Annotated in this window: 15 protein-coding genes and 1 pseudogene; 8 read left to right on the top strand and 8 right to left on the bottom strand. The window is 72.9% G+C overall.

The window, feature by feature from the left end:
• Positions 1-35: 35 nt before the first annotated feature.
• Positions 36-827 (top strand): annotated as a pseudogene (mptB, locus tag SCAB_RS39985) (polyprenol phosphomannose-dependent alpha 1,6 mannosyltransferase MptB); the annotation flags it as partial.
• Between the two features lie 236 nt (positions 828-1,063).
• On the opposite strand, the gene SCAB_RS39990 reads toward mptB, so the two are convergent.
• Both SCAB_RS39990 and rho read right to left on the bottom strand, forming a co-directional pair.
• A complete protein-coding gene (locus SCAB_RS39990; RefSeq protein ID WP_013005752.1) occupies positions 1,064-2,263 on the bottom strand; it encodes a D-alanyl-D-alanine carboxypeptidase family protein in 1,200 nt (399 codons plus the stop codon).
• An 80-nt stretch (positions 2,264-2,343) separates the two neighbouring features.
• Positions 2,344-3,486 (bottom strand): transcription termination factor Rho, encoded by a 1,143-nt coding sequence (rho, locus tag SCAB_RS39995; RefSeq protein WP_013005753.1) that lies wholly within the window; start codon positions 3,484-3,486, stop codon positions 2,344-2,346.
• A 368-nt stretch (positions 3,487-3,854) separates the two neighbouring features.
• Here rho and SCAB_RS40000 point away from each other — a divergent pair, with 368 nt between their 5' ends.
• Positions 3,855-5,708, top strand: a complete 1,854-nt coding sequence (locus tag SCAB_RS40000) for an alkaline phosphatase family protein (protein WP_013005754.1) — start codon at positions 3,855-3,857, stop codon at positions 5,706-5,708.
• Between the two features lie 57 nt (positions 5,709-5,765).
• Here SCAB_RS40000 and SCAB_RS40005 read toward each other — a convergent pair whose 3' ends face one another.
• Complete coding sequence (locus tag SCAB_RS40005; RefSeq protein ID WP_041670158.1) at positions 5,766-7,352, bottom strand: alpha-amylase family glycosyl hydrolase; 1,587 nt, start codon at positions 7,350-7,352, stop codon at positions 5,766-5,768.
• Positions 7,353-7,416: 64 nt separating this feature from the next.
• Here SCAB_RS40005 and SCAB_RS40010 point away from each other — a divergent pair, with 64 nt between their 5' ends.
• Entirely contained in the window at positions 7,417-8,223 is an 807-nt protein-coding gene (locus SCAB_RS40010) for a class I SAM-dependent methyltransferase (RefSeq protein WP_041670160.1), read from the top strand.
• Between the two features lie 250 nt (positions 8,224-8,473).
• On the opposite strand, the gene SCAB_RS40015 is transcribed toward SCAB_RS40010, so the two are convergent.
• From SCAB_RS40015 to SCAB_RS40035, 5 genes are all read right to left on the bottom strand, one after another.
• Positions 8,474-8,896: a nuclear transport factor 2 family protein gene (locus SCAB_RS40015; RefSeq protein WP_013005757.1), complete on the bottom strand. Its 423-nt coding sequence runs from the start codon at positions 8,894-8,896 to the stop codon at positions 8,474-8,476.
• Positions 8,897-8,910: 14 nt separating this feature from the next.
• On the bottom strand, positions 8,911-9,879 hold the full coding sequence (locus SCAB_RS40020; RefSeq protein ID WP_013005758.1) for an acetylxylan esterase: 969 nt from the start codon (positions 9,877-9,879) through the stop codon (positions 8,911-8,913).
• A 132-nt stretch (positions 9,880-10,011) separates the two neighbouring features.
• Entirely contained in the window at positions 10,012-10,596 is a 585-nt protein-coding gene (locus SCAB_RS40025) for an Rv1733c family protein (RefSeq protein WP_041670162.1), read from the bottom strand.
• 195 nt (positions 10,597-10,791) lie between these two features.
• Entirely contained in the window at positions 10,792-11,592 is an 801-nt protein-coding gene (locus SCAB_RS40030; RefSeq protein ID WP_013005760.1) for a ferredoxin reductase, read from the bottom strand.
• Positions 11,585-12,190, bottom strand: a complete 606-nt coding sequence (locus SCAB_RS40035; protein WP_013005761.1) for a sulfite oxidase-like oxidoreductase — start codon at positions 12,188-12,190, stop codon at positions 11,585-11,587. Before SCAB_RS40035 ends, SCAB_RS40030 begins: the two co-directional genes overlap by 8 nt.
• Positions 12,191-12,382: 192 nt before the next feature.
• Here SCAB_RS40035 and SCAB_RS40040 point away from each other — a divergent pair, with 192 nt between their 5' ends.
• From SCAB_RS40040 to SCAB_RS40060, 5 genes are all read left to right on the top strand, one after another.
• On the top strand, positions 12,383-13,123 hold the full coding sequence (locus tag SCAB_RS40040; protein WP_013005762.1) for a GNAT family N-acetyltransferase: 741 nt from the start codon (positions 12,383-12,385) through the stop codon (positions 13,121-13,123).
• Between the two features lie 216 nt (positions 13,124-13,339).
• Positions 13,340-14,116 carry a putative protein N(5)-glutamine methyltransferase gene (locus SCAB_RS40045; protein WP_013005763.1) on the top strand — a complete coding sequence of 259 codons (777 nt, stop codon included), beginning with the start codon at positions 13,340-13,342 and terminating at the stop codon, positions 14,114-14,116.
• A 176-nt stretch (positions 14,117-14,292) separates the two neighbouring features.
• Entirely contained in the window at positions 14,293-16,308 is a 2,016-nt protein-coding gene (locus tag SCAB_RS40050; protein WP_013005764.1) for an NADPH-dependent 2,4-dienoyl-CoA reductase, read from the top strand.
• A gap of 58 nt (positions 16,309-16,366) precedes the next feature.
• Positions 16,367-16,945 (top strand): PadR family transcriptional regulator, encoded by a 579-nt coding sequence (locus SCAB_RS40055; protein WP_013005765.1) that lies wholly within the window; start codon positions 16,367-16,369, stop codon positions 16,943-16,945.
• Between the two features lie 170 nt (positions 16,946-17,115).
• Complete coding sequence (locus SCAB_RS40060) at positions 17,116-17,742, top strand: flavin reductase family protein (protein WP_013005766.1); 627 nt, start codon at positions 17,116-17,118, stop codon at positions 17,740-17,742.
• Positions 17,743-17,789: the final 47 nt, after the last annotated feature.

Consider the following 17,789-nt stretch of genomic DNA (forward strand, 5'->3'; position numbering starts at 1 on the left):
CCACTCGGCGTTGCCAGGCTGACCGAGTGTTGGCCATCGCTTTCCCCGTCGACCTACGCCGCTGCCAGGCGCTCGGCCTGGCCGGATCCGCCTTTCTCGCCCTGGGAGGTGAGACCGCCGGTGCCCTGCCGGTCCGGGAGCTCCTGTCGCCGACCTCCGGGCGCGGCGCCCTGGGGCTGGTCGGTGTCTACTTCGGCGTCGTCCTGCTGATAGCCGCCTGGGCCCTGCTCGGGAAGGTGATACGCGGCCCGGAGCCCCCGACGCCCCGCGCCCTGCTCCTGGTGCTGGCCGTCTGGGCGGCACCCCTGCTGCTCGCGCCGCCACTGTTCAGCCGGGACGTCTACAGCTACCTCGCCCGGGGCGCCATGGTCGACGGGCACATCGACGTCTATCTGCACGGGCCCGCCCGGCTCGGCGGCCCGCTCGCCGACGAGGTCGCCCCGATGTGGCGGTACACGGCCACCCCGTACGGCCCGGTCTTCCTCGCCGCGGCCTCCGGGCTGTCCGGTCTGACCGAGGGCCGGATACCGGCGGGGCTCATTGGGATGCGGCTGATCGCGCTGCTCGGGGTCGTCCTGATGGCCGTGGCGCTGCCCCGGCTCGCCCGGCACAGCGGAGCCGACCCGGCCGTCGCCCTCTGGCTCGGCGCCCTCAACCCGCTGGTGCTGCTGCACCTGGTGGCCGGGGCCCACAACGACGCGCTGATGCTGGGCCTGCTCGGGGTCGGCCTGGTGCTCGCCAGAGGCCGCTGGTACCTCATCGGCGTCGCCCTCGTCACCCTCGCCGCCCTGGTCAAGGCACCGGCCGAGTTCGCCCTGACGGGGCTGACCGCGTGTCTGGTCAGCCCCGTCACCTGGGTGCACCATCTGGTCTGGCTGCTGCCGTCCTTCGCCGTCCTGCTGTGACACCGCAGACTGCTGCCGCTCACGGCCGCGCTGTAGGCCGTGCTGTGCAGCAGCGTCGTATGGCTCTGGTTCGACGACGCCTCCGGCCCAGGCGGGTTCCTCGGCGCCCACACCTATGTGTGGATCACGCTCGGACTCCTGCTGCGGCTCCCGGTCGGTCAGCCGTCGGCGGCCCGGCCGCGCCTGAGCCGCAGTCGGAGCCGCAGTACCAGTGCCACGGCCGCCGCGCCGCAGCCGGCGGCACCCGCGATCGCACCCGCCACCGGCAGGCCGGGCGAGGTGACCGCCTTCTCCTCCGCGCGCACCGACAGCGGTTCGGGGCCGGCCTGAGGAGCGGCCGCCGGACGTGGTGGCAGCAGCGAGCCCACGGCGTCGACGTGCCCGGCGGCCCGGAACCCCCAGTCGAGGAGGGAGCGCGCCTCCTCGTAGACGGCGTGGCCACCGCCCGACTCCGGGCGCATCACCGTCACCACGAGGGTGCGGCCGCCCCGCTTCGCGGCGGCGACGAGGGTGTTGCCCGCGTTGGTCGTGTAGCCGTTCTTGACGCCGATCAGCCCGGGATAGGGCTCGACCCCGGCGCCGGTCAGCAGCCGGTTGGTGTTCTGGATGCCGTACGACCAGCCGCCCGCCGGGAACGTCGCGGTGGCCGTGGCGCAGTACCCGGCGAACTCGGCGTTGCGCAGCCCGGCCCGCCCGAACACCGCCAGGTCGTACGCGGAGGAGACCTGGCCGGGCGCGTCGTAGCCGTCGGGCGAGACGACATGGGTGTCCCGGGCGCCCAGGGCGCGGGCCTTCGCCTGCATCTGCTCGGTGGTGGCCTTCCAGCCGCCGTTGAGGGAGGCGAGCACGCGTACGGCGTCGTTGCCGGAGCTGAGGAAGACCCCGCGCCACAGATCGGCGACGGTGTACGTGTTGTTCTCCTTGACGCCGACCAGGCTGCTGCCGGCGCCGATGCCCGCGAGCTCCTCGCTCTTGACGGTGTGTCTCAGGCCGGCCGGCAGCCCCGGCAGCACGGTCAGGGCGAAGAGGGTCTTCAGGGTGCTCGCCGGCGGCAGTCTGCGGTGCGCGTCGTGCGCGGCCAGTACCTCGCCGCTGCCGGCGTCCGCCACCAGCCAGGACACCGCCGAGAGGTCCTGCGGCACCCGGGGAGCCCCGGACCGTGGCCGTACCTGGGTCCCGTGCCGGAACAGCGGCGACGGCTCCTGCCCGGCCTTGGCGTCCGGCCGGTCCGCCCCGGCCGGACGTGGGGCCCCTTCCGGGTGCGTCACGCCGGCCAGGGCCCCGAGCGCGCAGACGGCGGAGCAGCAGACGGCGATGCGGGCGAGACGGGGGACTCGGGATGGGAATCCGATGGTCATACCGCAAACGTAGGAAGAGGCGGGTCCCGGTCCGGGATGCCAGGGCCGTGTGCCCGCATCCAGCACCCGGATGCCGTAGGTCAGGCCGCCGGCAGCGTGGGCTGCACCTGCCGCAGGAAGGCCGCGTTGTCCGGGGTGGCCCGCAGCCGCTCCAGCAGGGTTTCGAGGTTCGCCTGTCCCTCGCGTGACCGCAGGGCCCGCCGCAGTCCGCGTACGGCCGTCAACTCGGCCGGTGTCAGCAGGAGTTCCTCCCGGCGGGTGCCGGAGGGGGTGATGTCGACGGCGGGGAACACACGGCGGTCGGCCAGCGCGCGGTCGAGGCGGAGCTCCATGTTGCCGGTGCTCTTGAGCTCCTCGAAGAAGAAGTCGTCCGCGCGGGACCCGGTCTCCACCAGGGCGGTGGCGATGACGGTGAGGGATCCGGCCTCCTCGGTCAGCCGGGCGGCGCCGAACAGCCGTTTGGGTCCGTGCAGGGCGGCGGCGTCGACGCCGCCGCTGAGCGTGCGGCCACCGGCGGCGGCCGCGTTGTTGTGGGCCCGGCACAGCCTCGTCAGGGAGTCCAGCAGGATCACGACGTCCTCGCCCTGTTCGACGAGCCGCTTGGCGCGCTCCACGACGAGTTCGGCGAGCGCGATGTGCTGCCTGGGGGACCGGTCGAACGTCGACGCGTACACCTCGCCCCGTACGGAGCGCCGCATGTCGGTCACCTCCTCGGGCCGTTCGTCGAGGAGCACCACCATGAGGCGGGCCTCCGGGTGGTTGGCGGCGATCGCGGCGGCCACCTGCTGGAGCAGCACCGTCTTGCCGGTCTTCGGCGGGGCGACGATCAGTCCCCGCTGACCCTTGCCGACGGGTGCCACGAGGTCGACCAGACGGCCCGTCAGGCCGCTCGCCGGGTGTTCGAGCCGCAGCCGCTCGCGCGGGTGCAGCGGGGTGAGGTCGTGGAAGTGCGGGCGGCGGCCCAGTTCCTGGGGCGTACGGCCGTTGATCCGTTCGACGCCGGTGAGGGCGCGTCCGCCGTCGCGTACGCCCTCGACGGTGTCGCCCTTGCGCAGCCCGTACCGGCGGATCAGTGCGGCGGGGACCTGCGGGTCGGCGGGGTCGGGCAGGCAGCCGTCGACGCGCAGGTGTCCCTGCCCGCCCTGCGCGATCTCCAGGACACCGGTGACCCGGGCGGGAGGCTGCCGATCGGTGGACGTGCGTTCGAGTGTGGTGGTGGTCATGAGTGGGGGTCCTTTCGAGGACAGGAGAATGTGGAAGAAGGGGGAGGGGCATACACCCGGGGTACGGCGGAGCCGTTCGGGGCCGCTCGTGTGAGGCGGACCGTGTGTCACGGGTGGTGCGGGGAGGCTGACGGCCGGTCGGAGGACGACGGGCGGTTCAGCGGAAGAGATCCCGGGATTCGGGAGAGAGCGGCACCGGCGCCCCGGAGGGGGCGATACACACGTGCCGGAACAACCGTACCACCATCGGTGGCCGATGGTGGGGGAGTTCCTTACCGATGACTTACCCGTGGCCGGTGAACCGATCTCCCGGGGACCTCGTACAGAGGGGGGCACCGCCAGCGGTCTTCGCACGGAAGGAACGCCGCGTGTCCCTCTTCACGCGCTCCAGCCCCTCACCCGGCACCGACGACACGGACGGCGCCGACGGCACGGACGGAACGGTTGCGCCGTCGACGGCCGCCCCGACGGCCGAACCCTCTTCCGAGTCGTCGTCCGGTCCGACCGGAGGTCCGTCGTCCGGGCGCCCGGCGCGTCGATGGCGGAGATACCGCGCGGCGTTGCGGGAGAAGTACCCGCGCGCGGCACGCGGTTCGTCCTGGACCGTCACCGCGCTGGCCGCCGCCCTGGTGTTCTTCGCGCTGTTCATGCCGGGCAAGGCCGAGTACTTCGAGGCGCGGCAGTTCCTGCGGATCCCCGTGGAGCCGATCCTCGCCGCCGCCCTGCTGCTGGTGCTGCCGCGCCGGCCGCGGCTGGCGGGGGCGGTCGTCATCGGGGTGGGTCTGGCCGCCCTGGTGGTCGTGAAGGCGCTGGACATCGGCTTCAACCAGTTCCTCGGCCGCGGGTTCAACGTGGTCCTCGACTGGGGCCTGCTCGACGACGCCGAGTCCTACGTGCGGGACACCCTCGGCGGCGCGGGCGTCCGGGCGGCCGTGTTCGGTCTGGTGGTGCTGGTGCTGCTGCTGTTCGCCTTCATGGCGCTGGCCGTGCTGCGGCTCACGAGGCTGCTCGTCCGCGACCGGGAACGGGCGACGAAGGGCATCGTCGTCGCCGGCACCGTCTGGATCACCTGTGCGGCGCTCGGCCTGACACCCCTCGACAACACCGCGGTCGCCTCCAGGAGCACCATCGGCTTCGTGCAGGACCGCTGGGGCCGGGTCCAGGAGACACTGCGGGACGAGGCCGCGTTCGCCGAGGAGGCCAAGAAGGACCGGTTCGCCGACGTGCCCGGCGACCGGCTGCTGACCGGGCTGCGCGGCAAGGACGTCACGATCGCCTTCATCGAGAGCTACGGGCGCGCCGCCCTGCAGGACCCCGCCATCGCCCCCGGCGTGAACGGAGCCCTCGACGGGGAGGGCAAGGCGCTGGCCGAGGCGGGGTTCGCGGCGAAGAGCGGCTGGCTGACCTCGGCGACGTACGGCGGCAGCAGTTGGCTCGGCCACTCCACGTTCCTCACCGGCCTGTGGATCGACAACCAGAGCCGCTACCGCACGGTCACCGCCGGCGACCGCCTCACCCTGCCCGGAGCCTTCGGCAGGACCGGCGCCTGGCGCACGGTCGGGGTCGTGCCCGGCGTCCGCTACAACTGGCCGGAAGGCGACTTCTACGGCTTCGACAAGGTCTACGACTCCCGCGATGTCGGCTACCAGGGGCCGAAGTTCAGCTGGTCGACCATGCCCGACCAGTACGCCCTCACCGCGTTCGAACGCCTGGAGGCCGCCAAGAAGCGTGACAAGCCGCTGATGGCGGAGATCATCCTGACCTCCAGTCACCAGCCGTGGGCACCGCTGCCCAAGATGATCGGCTGGGACGAGGTGGGCGACGGCTCGGTCTACCGGGCCGTCGAGAAGGCGGGCAAGGACCCGGCGGACGTGTTCACCGACCCCGTCAAGGTGAAGGAGGAGTACGGCAGGTCCGTCCAGTACTCGCTGCACAGCCTCCTGCAGTACCTGAAGAGGTACGGCGACAAGAACTCGGTGCTGGTCTTCCTGGGCGACCACCAGCCCATGGCGAGGGTCAGCGGCGACGGCGCGAGCCACGACGTACCGGTCACCGTCGTCGCCCACGATCCCAAGGTGCTCGACCGGATCGACGACTGGGGCTGGTCCGACGGCCTGCGGCCCGGTGCCGACGCCCCGGTCTGGCGCATGGACTCCTTCCGCGACCGGTTCCTCACCGCGTACGGCGAGGAACCGGAGGCGGCCGGCACACCCGTGCCGTAGCCGTCCGTGTGCGGGAGCGGCTGCCCGGAACGGGGGACCGGGCAGCCGCTCCGGTGTTCAACCGCGCAAGTCGAAGACGCCGTGGCCGAAGCCCCGGGCGGTGATCGTGCCGTCCGTGATCTCCACCCCCAGCACCTCCAGCGCCCGGTGGACGGCGGGCTCGTACGGGCAACTCGCCGTGTGCTGCTGCGGGTTGACGACCACCAGGTAGCGCCCGCCGCGGACGTACACGAACGGGTACCCCGCGTGCAGCACCTCCACCGCACCGCCGGGGCCCAGCTCGGGGGTGCGGCGGCGCAGGGCGATCAGGCGGCGCACGAGATGCAGGAGCGAGGTGTCGTCGGCGCGCTGGGCCGCGACGTCCGGGCGGCCGGGGGAGGGGTCGACGGGGAGGTAGAGACGGTCGGCGCGGGCGGTGGAGAACCCCGCGTTCGCGGTGCCGTCCCACTGCATGGGCGTACGGGAGCCCGCGCGGTTGTAGCGGGGGCCGAGGACGCTGCCCTCCTTGTCGGGCAGGCCCGGGACGTACCGCATGCCGATCTCGTCGCCGTAGTAGATCGCCGGGAGCGTCGGCCAGGTCATCTGGAAGACGAAGGCGGCGGGGAGCTGTTCGGCCGTGCGGGGGCCGCAGTTGAGGCGGGAGAAGTCGTGGTTGGCGGTGGGCAGCGCGATCGAGCCCGCACCGCCGACCGCCGCGGACGCCTGCCGCCATGCCTCGACGAAGGGGCGCGGCGAGCCGTGGCCGCTCGCGTCGAAGAAGCAGTCGAGCGGGTCCCAGTGCTCGTGGACCGTGCCCTCGCCGTTGTTCCACAGCGAGCGCAGGGCGAGGCCGTCGGCGGGGCCCCCGAAGTGGAGGAAGAAGTCGGCGTGGAACCCGGCCGGGACCGACACCTCCGGCTCGCCCCACTCGGCGAGGAGCACGGCGTCCGGGTGGGCGGCGTCCAGCCAGTGCCGCAGTTCCGCCCAGAGGCGGGAGGTCTCGGCCCGGTCCGGGTCGTCCTTGACGAGCGAGGCGGCCATGTCGACGCGGAAGCCGGCCACGCCGAGGCCCAGCCAGTGGTCCATGATCGTGCGGAGCGCGTGACGGTTGGCGCGCGGGCCGTCGGTGTCCGGCGGCAGCCGCCAGGGCTCGGCCGGATTCCCGCGCGCGTAACCGAAGTTGAGGGCGGGCTGGGAGTCGAAGAAGTTCGGGAGGTAGGCGCCGGGCCGGGTGCCGGGGGAGGCCACGAAGCCTTCGGGACGGCCTCGGGGCGCCCAGATGTAGCGGTGGTCGTCCGGGTCGTCCGCGGACGCGCGGAACCAGGGGTGGTCGACCGAGGTGTGGCCGGCCACGAGGTCGAGCAGGATCCGGATGCCCCGGCGGCCCGCCTCGTCGACGAGCCTCGCCAGGTCGTCGTTCGAGCCGTAGCGGGGGGCGACGTTCAGATAGTCGGCGACGTCGTACCCGGCGTCGCCGAACGGCGAGACGAAACAGGGGTTCAGCCAGACGGTGTCGACACCCAGCCAGGAGAGATGGTCGAGGTGTCCGGCGATGCCGGCGAAGTCCCCGATGCCGTCCCCGTCGGAGTCGGCGAAGGACTGCGGATAGATCTGGTAGAAGACGGCGTCGGCCAGCCAGGTCGGGGCGGGGCGGAACGGAGTCATGGCACGGACCATAGGCGACGGCGCCCGCCCGCCGCTGCCCCGAGCCAGGGCCTAAGCTGACGTGATGTTCACCCCGCAAGGCCCCAGCCTCCGCGAACTCGCCGTCCAGGCGCTCTCCTCCGTCGAACACGGCTACGACCTGCTCGCGCCCAAGTTCGACGAGACCCCGTTCCGTACGCCCGACTCGATCCTGGAGGCGGTCGAGGCCGCCCTGTCGTCGCTGGGGCCCTTCGCCCACGGCCTGGACCTCTGCTGCGGCACCGGAGCCGGTATGGAGGTGCTGCGCGAGGTGTGCCGGGAGAGTGTCACCGGCGTCGACATCAGCGCGGGGATGCTGGCGGTGGGGAGGGAGCGGCTGGACTCCGCGAGCGTCCGTCCCGACAGCCGCCGGGTCGCCTCCGCCGGGGCCGAACGACCGGGCGACTCGGGCAACGGCCCCGGTTCCGGCGCCACGCGTGTGGCCTGGGTGCGCGGTGACGCCCTGGCGCTGCCCTTCGCCCCTGTCTTCGATCTGGCCGTCAGCTTCGGCGCGTTCGGGCACTTCCTGCCGCGGGAGCTGCCGGGACTGTTCTCCGAGGTGCACGCCGTGCTGCGGCCCGGCGGACGCTTCGCGTTCCCGCTGCCGGCGCCCGCCCCGCCCCGCTCGCCCTGGTACTGGGCGGCACTGGGCTTCGACACGGCGATGCGGGTGCGCAACGCCCTCTGGCGGCCCCCGTTCGTCATGTACTACCGGCCGTTCCGGCTCGGCGTCGTAGGGGAGGAGCTGGAACGCGCGGGGTTCGAGGTGGAGTTGTACACGCTGCCCGAGTTCGGGCGGCGGACCGACGGCAGCCCGCGCTGCCGGATGGTCGTGGCCACCCGCAAGGGGTGACCGGCCGGGGCGTGCCGCAGCGCCGGACGGGCCGGCCAGGTGGCGCTCACTGCCGAACGTGCTCGCCGCCCCGCACCTCGGCTGCATCGGCGAGCGGAACCACCGCACCTGCCGCATCTTCTCCACGGTCGGCTGTGGACACGGCCGCACGCGACCAGGGAAGCGCCGGCCGGGCCCGTCCCTTCCGGGACCGACGGCCCGCCCGGCGTCGGGATGCGGCACCCTTCTGCCCGTGCGGCGGGAAGGAGCCTCACCCGCCCCGCGGGGTCCGTGACAGGAACATCGGCCGGGACGGCTCCGTGTGCGTCGGGATCAGGTGCCAGTAGTCCCGGGTCTCCACGGCCAGGCCGGCCGCGTCGAACCGGACGAAGACGCAGCCGGCGAGGGTCTGCGGCTCCCGGTCGGCCTCGGACAGCACCCGGAACTCGGCGACGGCCACACCGTCCTGGCCGATCACCGGGTCCGAGAAGCGCACGTCGTCCACCCGCTCGCCGGTGAAGGACCAGCGCAGGTATGCGGCGAGTTCGTCGCGGCCCCGGTGCGGCTCCCGGAACGGCATCGACCGGTGGACGCAGTCCGTCGCGTACAACTCCAGGATCGCCTCGACGTCGTGCGCGGCCCACGCCCGCTGCCACACGCCCACGAACCGCCGGGCCGCCTCCCCCGTGTCCATGCCGTCCGCCTTCCTCAGAGGTGGGAGGCCAGCCAGCGCAGCTTGACCGCCTCCTGGTAGGGGCCGCCGCCCTCGTGGTCGTTGAAGTCGTAGACCTCGATGCGCTTGTTCGCCTCGGCCCAGGCGTTGAAGGCCGCGAAGACCGTGGACGGCGGGCAGGTCTGGTCCTCCAGGGCCGCCGAGAACAGGGCGGCGGCGCGGCCACGCGCGGCGAAGTGCACGCCGTCGAAGTAGGCCAGGGTGCGCCCGACCTGCTCGGTACGGCCGCGGTGGGTCTTGAGGTACTTGCCGATCTCGCGGTACGGGTCGCGGTCGGTGATCGTCGTGGAGCGCGGGAAGTCGCACAGGAAGGGCACGTCGGGCGCTACCGCGACCAGGTCGGGGACGAGTCCGCCGACGGCGATGGAGATGCCGCCGCCCTGGCTGGAACCGGCGACGGCCGTGCGCGCCGCGTCGGTCCGCGGATGCGAGCGGGCGGCCTCGACCGCGCGGACGGCGTCGGTGTAGACCCGGCGGTAGTAGTAGTTCTCGGGGGCGTCGATGCCCCGGGTCATGAAGCCGGGGAAGGCGGGGGCGCCGGCCACCGGGTCGGGGGTGTCCCCGCCCCCGCCCCAGGCGCTGCCCTGGCCCCGGGTGTCCATGACGAAGTGGGCGTAGCCCGCCGACGCCCACAGGAGATGGGTGTGGGGCAGGCCGCGGCCGCCGCCGTAACCGACGAACTCCACGACGGTGGGCAGCGGTCCGCCGTCTCCGGCCGGGAGGGCCAGCCAGCCCTTGACGGGGTGCCCGCCGAACCCGGCGAAGGTGACGTCGTACACCTCGACCGTCCTCAGGTGCGTCTCGACCGGCTCGAAGCGGGCGTCGAGGTCGTGCTCGCGCGCCTCCTGGAGTGTCTTCGCCCAGAAGGCGTCGAAGTCCTCGGGCTCCGTTGAAGCGCTTCGATAACCACGGAGCTCGTCCAACGGCAGGTCGAACAGGGCCATGAAGGACCACCTATGTAAGTCTGAGGTGCGGATGATCACACCGTACGTGGGGCGCCGCGGGTCGCCAAGGGGGTCTCTGCGGGCCCGCGACGGCCCGGCGTGCTCACCCCTGCCCGGTACCGGGTTCCGCCGTCACGCCCAGTGGTGGCCCCAGTCGGGGCCCGTCCGCGCCCACTCCCGCTCCCATTCGGCCAGGCGATGCCGGATGGCGACCCGGCGGACGACCACGTGCCCGAGCAGGACGACACAGACGACGCCGCCGGTGGCGCAGGTACCCATGGCGAGCGCGTGCTGCCAGATGGCCGTGTCGGTCGGGGGCGGCCGGACGCTGCGGCCCGCGTCGTCCAGCCAGACGTCGGCGCGGTCGCCCCGCCCGGTGCCGGCAGGCACCCGTGCCTCGCCGGTGCGGGAGCTGCCGTCGGGCTCGGTCCAGCGTGCCCGGACCCAGTACGTGGGCTGCTTGTCGTCGTGGGCCGAGGGCACCGAGGCCGGGGCCTTCTCGACGATCACGGCACTCACCCGGTCGAGCGAGGCCCGCTCGGCCGTCGCCTGGGCCCGCGCGTCCGCGTGGGCCCACCGGCCCACCAGAACCCCGGCCGCCGGGGCGCCGAGGGCGAGGAGCAGGACCACGCACAGGACGGTCCACGCCTCGACGACGTCCGAGCGCCGGCGCAGCGGATTGGCCCGCCAGCGCCACCCGAACACCTGGCCTCGCATCTCGCCCTCCCTCGCCGGTCCGGTCCTCGTGTACGAGAACCCCGGTCTGGACTGGTCCGCACTTCCGGTGTACCCGAAAGAGAGCGTGATGGCATGGTTTGCGGCATAAATGATGGAGATGCGGCCCTGCGGGGGCGGGTCCCGGCCCTGCGGTACGGGATCCGGCCCTGCGGTAGGGACCCGGTCGCCCGAAGGTCAGCCGAACCGTTCGATACGGATGCGGTCCACGGGCTGTCCGGCCTCGACCAGCAGCCGTGAGGCGTGCTCGGCGAACGCGTTGGAGCCGCACACGTAGGCCTCCCACCCGCCCGCCGGGCGCTCGGCGACCAGCGGCGCCACCTGGGCCGCCGACAGCCGCCCCACCGGCACCCCCTCGGGCGCCCGGCGGGTGAACACCGCCGTCGTCTCCGCGCCGTACTCGGCCGCGTAGATCAGCTCCTCGGGCCCGCGCGCGGACACCAGCAGCCGCAGCGGGACGTCGAGCCCGCGCGCCCGGTGGTGGCGGATCATCGACATCAGCGGTACGACACCGGAACCGGCGCCGAGCAGCAGCGCGGGCCGGTCCCCGGGCCAGGCGAAGAAGCCGCTGAGCGGGCCCCGCACCTCGACCTCGTCGCCGGGCCGGGCCTCGGTGTGGAACCACCCGGAGACCTCGCCGCCCCCGACGTGGTCCAGGGTCAGCTCGATGTGCCCGCTGTCGTCCGGCGGTGACGCCAGCGAGTAGTGGCGCTGCGCCGTGTAGCCGTCGGCGGCGGTCAGCCGCAGCATCAGGTGCTGCCCCGGCAGATGCCCCTCCCACCCGGGCACCGCGAACCGGAACGTGGCCGCGGCCGGTGTCTCGCGCCGGACCTCCGTGAGCGTCGCCCGCTGCCACAGGGACGCGGCCCGGTTGCTCACGGCGATCCGGCCGGGCACGGCGAACCGGGTGGGCGGAGCGAAGGCCGGCTCCGGCGGCGCGGCGGCCGGCGTGTGCGTGTCCGTGGTCGTCTCAGTCACCGGAGTACCGCTGCTCCTCCCACGGGTTGCCCCGCGCGTGATAGCCGTTCTGCTCCCAGAAGCCGGGCTCGTCGTGGTCGAGGAGCCGCAGGCCCGCGATCCACTTGGCGCTCTTCCAGAAGTACAGGTGCGGCACCAGCAGCCGTGCCGGGCCGCCGTGCTCGGCGGGCAGCGGCTTGCCGTCGTACTCCCACGCGATCCAGGCGCGTCCGCCGGTGAGATCGGCGAGCGGGAGGTTCGTGGTGTAGCCGCTGTGCGCGTACGCGACCGCGTGGGTGGCGGACGCGTCGGGCCGGACGGCGTCCAGGAACGCGTCGAGCGAGACGCCCGCGAACCGCACGCCGAACTTCGACCAGCTCGTCACGCAGTGGATGTCGCCCTCGTACGCCGACGCGGGCAGCGCGTGTGCCTCGTCCCAGTCCCAGGTGCGCGGCTCCGCCACCAGGCCGTCGATCCGGAAGGTCCAGTCGGCGGGCGTGAGGTCCGGGGTGACCTCGGCGGACAGCACGGGCCAGTCGTCGCCGGCGTCGTACTGGCCGGGCGGCAGTCCGGGATGGTGGACGCGGGGGCGTCCGGTGAAGCCTCGGGTGACGTTCATGGGGTCCCACGTGACGACGGTGAATGCTGAGTCATACAACCGTACGTGTCCGGGGCGGGTGCTCGGGCCCGGGGGCAGGCGGCGATCGTTGCGGCCGTATGAACTCTCCGGCGGCCCGGGAATAGCGGCTCGGCGATCTCCCTTGCCGTCTTCAGCCGAACCGAACAGAACAGATCAGAGAGTGGAGAGCGCATGTCCGAGTACACGAGCGGCAGCCAGGGCGCGGGTGCGGTGCCGCACGTCCTGGACAACCCTGCCCTCGCCTCCCTCACCGGACCGCACGCCCGCTTCGCCGAGCGGCGCGGCCGGGTGCTGCGCTATCCCCTCGACGTGTCGCCGTGGCTGGCCCTCCCCGACGCGCCGGACGCGCAGGACTGGGCCGACCTCGCGGCACTGGCCGGCCCCGGCGCCGAGGTCCCGGTCCCGGCCTACACCGGGGGCTTCCCGCCCGACTGGGAGGTGACCTTCGATCTCGCGGGCGTGCAGCTCGTCGACGACGGGATCGCCGCGGCCCCGGACGCCGAGGCCGTGCCGCTCGGCGCCGCCGACGTGCCCGAGATGCTCGACCTCGTCGAACGCACCCAGCCGGGCCCCTTCCTGCCCCGCACCGTCGAGATGGGCACCTATCTCGGCATCCGGCGCGGCGGCGCGCTGGTCGCGATGGCCGGCGAGCGGCTGCACCCGCCGGGCTGGACCGAGATCAGCGCCGTCTGCACCGACCCCGCCTTCCGCGGCGCGGGCCTCGCCACCCGCCTCGTCCTGGCCGTCGCCCACGGCATCCGCGAACGCGGCGAGACCCCCTTCCTCCACACCTCCGCGACCAACACCGGCGCCATCCGCCTGTACGAGTCCCTCGGCTTCCGCCTGCGCCGCACCACCCGCTTCATGGCGGCCAGGGTGCCGGCCGTGGGGGAGGAGCGGGTGGGGGTGTAGCGCGGCCGCGGCGGGCGTGCGGAGTGGCGTTCGTGCCCTCAAGGCCCGGGCGCGGGCATGGGGTAGGGTTGCCGGGCCAGTCAGCACGTGGACCGAGGAGGTGAGACCCATTACCGCTGTGTCAGGTCGGGTGCTCTCCCCCCAACGCGGCGCGGTGCCTCGCCGATAGGCCACCGCGGGAGCGCCCTTCGGCCCACCGAAAGGCTCTCGGCTGTCATGCCACTTCTCTCGATCTCCTCCGTCGTCACGGCCCTGCGCGCCGCCGGTTGCGTCTTCGCCGAGGACGAGGCGGAGTTGCTCCTCGCCACCGCCCGCACCGCGGACGAGGCCGCCGCCATGGTCGACCGCCGGGTCGCCGGCCTTCCTCTCGAACTCGTCCTCGGCTGGGCCGAGTTCGCGGGTCTGCGCATCACCGTGGAACCCGGCGTCTTCGTCCCCCGCCGCCGCACCGAGTTCCTCGTCGAGCGGGCCCTCGCCGCCGTCCCCGGCGCCTCGGTCGTCGTCGACCTGTGCTGCGGCTCCGGCGCGGTGGGCGCCGCACTGGCCGTGCGGCTCGTCGGCGCCGAACTCCACGCCGCCGACATCGACCCGGTGGCGGTCCGCTGCGCCCGCCGCAACATCGCCCCGCACGACGGCCACGCCCACGAGGGCGACCTCTTCGCGGCGCTGCCCGACCGCCTGCGGGGCCGCGTCGACATCCTCGCGGCGAACGTCCCCTACGTCCCGACCGGTGAGGTCCCGTTCCTGCCGGGCGAGGCCCGTGACCACGAACCCCTGGTCGCCCTGGACGGGGGCGCGGACGGCCTCGACGTCCTGCGCAGGGTCGCCGCCGAGGCACCCGCGTGGCTGGCCCCGGGCGGCTGTCTGCTCGTCGAGACGAGCGAGCGCCAGGCGCCGCTCGCCCTCGACGCGTTCCAGCGGGCCGGTCTCGGCGCGCACACCGCCGTCTCGCGGGAGATGTACGCCCACGTGGTGCTCGGCACCCGGCCCTGAGGTGCCGCGGGCCGCACCCTCGGACACCGCAGGGCCCTGCCCGGGCTCCCGTGCGGGACCTTGCAGGGCCCCCGCGTCGGATGTGGCCTTGCCCTCACCCGTTGTGCAACTAGTTGCATAAAAGGCGTGGCGTCGTCTACAACCGTGCTGACGACGCCACGCACGGAGGGCCCCTCATGAGCCGTTACCCGCACCTGCTGAGCCCGCTCGACCTGGGCTTCACCACGCTCCCCAACCGGGTCCTCATGGGCTCCATGCACGTGGGACTGGAGGAGGCCGAACGCGGATTCGAGCGCATGGCCGAGTTCTACGCGGCCCGGGCCCGCGGGGGAGTGGGGCTCATCGTCACCGGCGGGTTCGCGCCCAACGAGGCCGGCCGGCCTCTCGAGGGCGGCGCCAAGCTCACCACCGACGCCGAGGCGGACGAGCACCGCCTGATCACCGACGCCGTCCACCGCGAAGGCGGCCGGATCGCGCTGCAGATCCTGCACTTCGGGCGGTACGCCTACCACCGCGACCTGGTCGCCCCGAGCGCCCTGCAGGCCCCGATCAGCCCGTTCGTCCCGCACGCGCTCACCGACGCCGAGGTCGAGCAGACGATCGACGACTACGCGAACGCGGCCCGCCTCGCCCGCAGCGCCGGGTACGACGGCGTCGAGATCATGGGCTCCGAGGGCTATCTGATCAACGAGTTCATCGCCGCCGGGACCAATCACCGCGACGACCGCTGGGGCGGCTCCCACGAGAACCGGATGCGCTTCCCCGTGGAGATCGTGCGCCGGGTGCGCGAGGCGGTCGGCGAGGACTTCATCGTCGTCTACCGGCTGTCGATGCTGGACCTCGTGCCCGGCGGCTCCAGCCTCGAGGAGGTGGTCACGCTGGCGAAGGCCGTCGAGGCGGCCGGGGCGACCATCATCAACACGGGCATCGGCTGGCACGAGGCCCGCATCCCCACCATCGCCACCTCGGTGCCGCGGGGCGCGTACACCTGGGTGACCAGGAAGCTGATGGGCGAGGTCTCCGTCCCGCTCGTCACCACCAACCGCATCAACACCCCCGAGCTGGCGGAGGAGTTGCTCGCGGACGGGCACGCCGACATGGTGTCCATGGCCCGCCCGATGCTCGCCGACCCCGACTTCGTCAACAAGGCCCGCGAGGGCCGCTCCGAGGCCATCAACACCTGCATCGGCTGCAACCAGGCCTGCCTCGACCACACCTTCGGCGGGAAGATCACCTCCTGCCTGGTCAACCCGCGCGCCTGCCACGAGACGGAGCTGGTGCTCTCCCCGACCCGGCTGCGCAAGCGGGTCGCCGTCGTCGGGGCGGGCCCGGCCGGCCTCGCCTGCGCCGTGAGCGCTGCCGAACGCGGCCACGACGTCACGCTGTTCGACGCCGCGAGCGAGATCGGCGGCCAGCTCAACGTGGCCCGCAAGGTCCCCGGCAAGCAGGAGTTCGACGAGACCCTGCGCTACTTCCGCCACCAGCTCGACGCCCACGGCGTCGACGTACGCCTGGGCACCCGCGTCGCCGCCGACGACCTCACGGCCTACGACGAGGTCGTCGTCGCCACCGGGGTCACCCCCCGCACGCCCGAACTGCCCGGCGTCGACCACCCCAAGGTCGTCGGCTACCTCGACGTCCTGCGCGACGGCGCCGCCGTCGGTGACCGGGTGGCGATCCTCGGCGCGGGCGGAATCGGCTTCGACGTCGCCGAGTACCTGACCGACGGCGGCGAGAAGACGAGCGAGGACCCGGCCGCGTACTTCCGGCAGTGGGGCGTCGACATGGACTACCGGGCCCCCGGCGGCCTCGTCGCCCCCGAGCGGCCCGCCCCGCCGCGCTCGGTGCACCTCCTCCAGCGCAAGACCTCCAAGGTCGGCGCCGGACTCGGCAAGACCACCGGCTGGATCCACCGCACCGAGCTGAAGCACCGAGGCGTCACCATGGTCCCCGGCGTCCGGTACGACCTGATCGACGACGCCGGCCTGCACGTCACCGTCGACGGCGTCCCCCAGGTGCTGGAGGTCGACACGGTCGTCCTGTGCACCGGTCAGGACCCGTGCCGCGACCTGTACGACGACCTGGTGGCGGCCGGGCGCTCCGCGCACCTCGTCGGCGGTGCCGACGTGGCGGCCGAACTGGACGCCAAGCGGGCGATCCTCCAGGGGACCGAGGTCGCGGCGGCGCTGTAGCCCCCTGCCCGGGGTGCGCGGGAGTGTCGTGCACCCCGGGCCTTCCTAGGATGAGCCCATGTCACTCCCGCACGCGATCCTCACCGCCCTGCTCGAGAAGCCGTCGTCGGGCCTTGAGCTGACCCGGCGGTTCGACCGGTCGATCGGCTACTTCTGGTCGGCGACGCACCAGCAGATCTACCGTGAGCTGGGACGGCTGGAGGGCGAGGGCCACATCCGGGCCCTGCCCTCCGAACGGCCCGCACGAGGGCAGAAGAAGAGCTACGAGGTCCTGGCGGCGGGCCGCGCGGAACTGGCCCGCTGGACCGCCGCGCCCCAGGACCCCAAGCCCTGGCGTGACGCGCTCTTCGTCCGGCTGCGCGCGGCGGCTGTGGTCGGCACGGCCGGCCTCCAGGACGATCTGCGGCGCCATCTCGCGCTGCATCAGCGGCAGTTGGCGGAGTACGAGGAGATCGAGAAGCGGGACTTCGGGCCCGGCCGGGACACCACCCAGGACCGGCTGCAGCATCTGATCCTGCGGGCGGGCATCGACCTGCAGACCTTCTGGACCCAGTGGCTGAGCGACGCGCTGGAGGAGTTCGAGACCTTGCCGGAAGCCGTCGCTGACGGCGACGGAGACGGCGCGGGGCGCGTGTAGGAGCGTGTCCCGGTAATCAACGCCGGGCCTGTCATGGGGCGACGCTCTGCTCGCCGAAACCTGATGTCGTATTACCGCCAGTGTTGGCGTCTCGCTCGCGAGAGGGTCAGTGAGGTTCGTGTTCCCGATCGCGGACCTGTCCGTCCGACACTCCGCGAAAGGCACCGCGCATGCATGTCGTCCCCGGGCTCAAGGTCCTGTACTTCGGAACGCCCGTGGTGCTGATCAGCTCACTCAACGAGGACGGCACAGCGAACCTTGCGCCGATGTCCTCAGCGTGGTGGCTGGACCAGTCCTGCATGCTCGGTCTCGGCGACGACGCCCAGACCGCTGCGAACCTGCTGCGGGAAGGTGAATGCGTGCTCAATCTGCCCTCGTCGGCGATGGTCGATGCCGTCGACCGGATCGCGCTCACCACCGGAAAGTCAGCCATGCCCGACTACAAGGAGAAGCAGGGCTACCGATACGAGCCGGACAAGTTCTCGACCGCGTGGCTGACGGAGCAGGCATCGGACCTGGTCCGGGCCCCCCGGGTTGCGGAATGCCCGGTCCAGCTGGAATGCAGGCTCGTCGCGGCTCATCCCTTCGGCGGCCCCGACGGGCATGCCACCGCCTTCGAGGTCGAGATCCTTCGCGCCCATGTCGAGCAGACCTTGGTCATCCCGGGAACGCGCTACGTGGACCCGCTCGGCTGGGACCCGTTGATCATGAAGTTCTGCGAGTTCTTCGGCGGGGGACGCAACGTTCACCCGTCGAGACTTGCGGAGGGCTGGAACATGCCGCACCGGCTCCGGTAGGCGACCGCCTGAACATGCATCCGGCGCCCTCGCCCACGTCTCGTGAC

Source organism: Streptomyces scabiei 87.22 (assembly GCF_000091305.1).
Lineage (GTDB): Bacteria > Actinomycetota > Actinomycetes > Streptomycetales > Streptomycetaceae > Streptomyces > Streptomyces scabiei.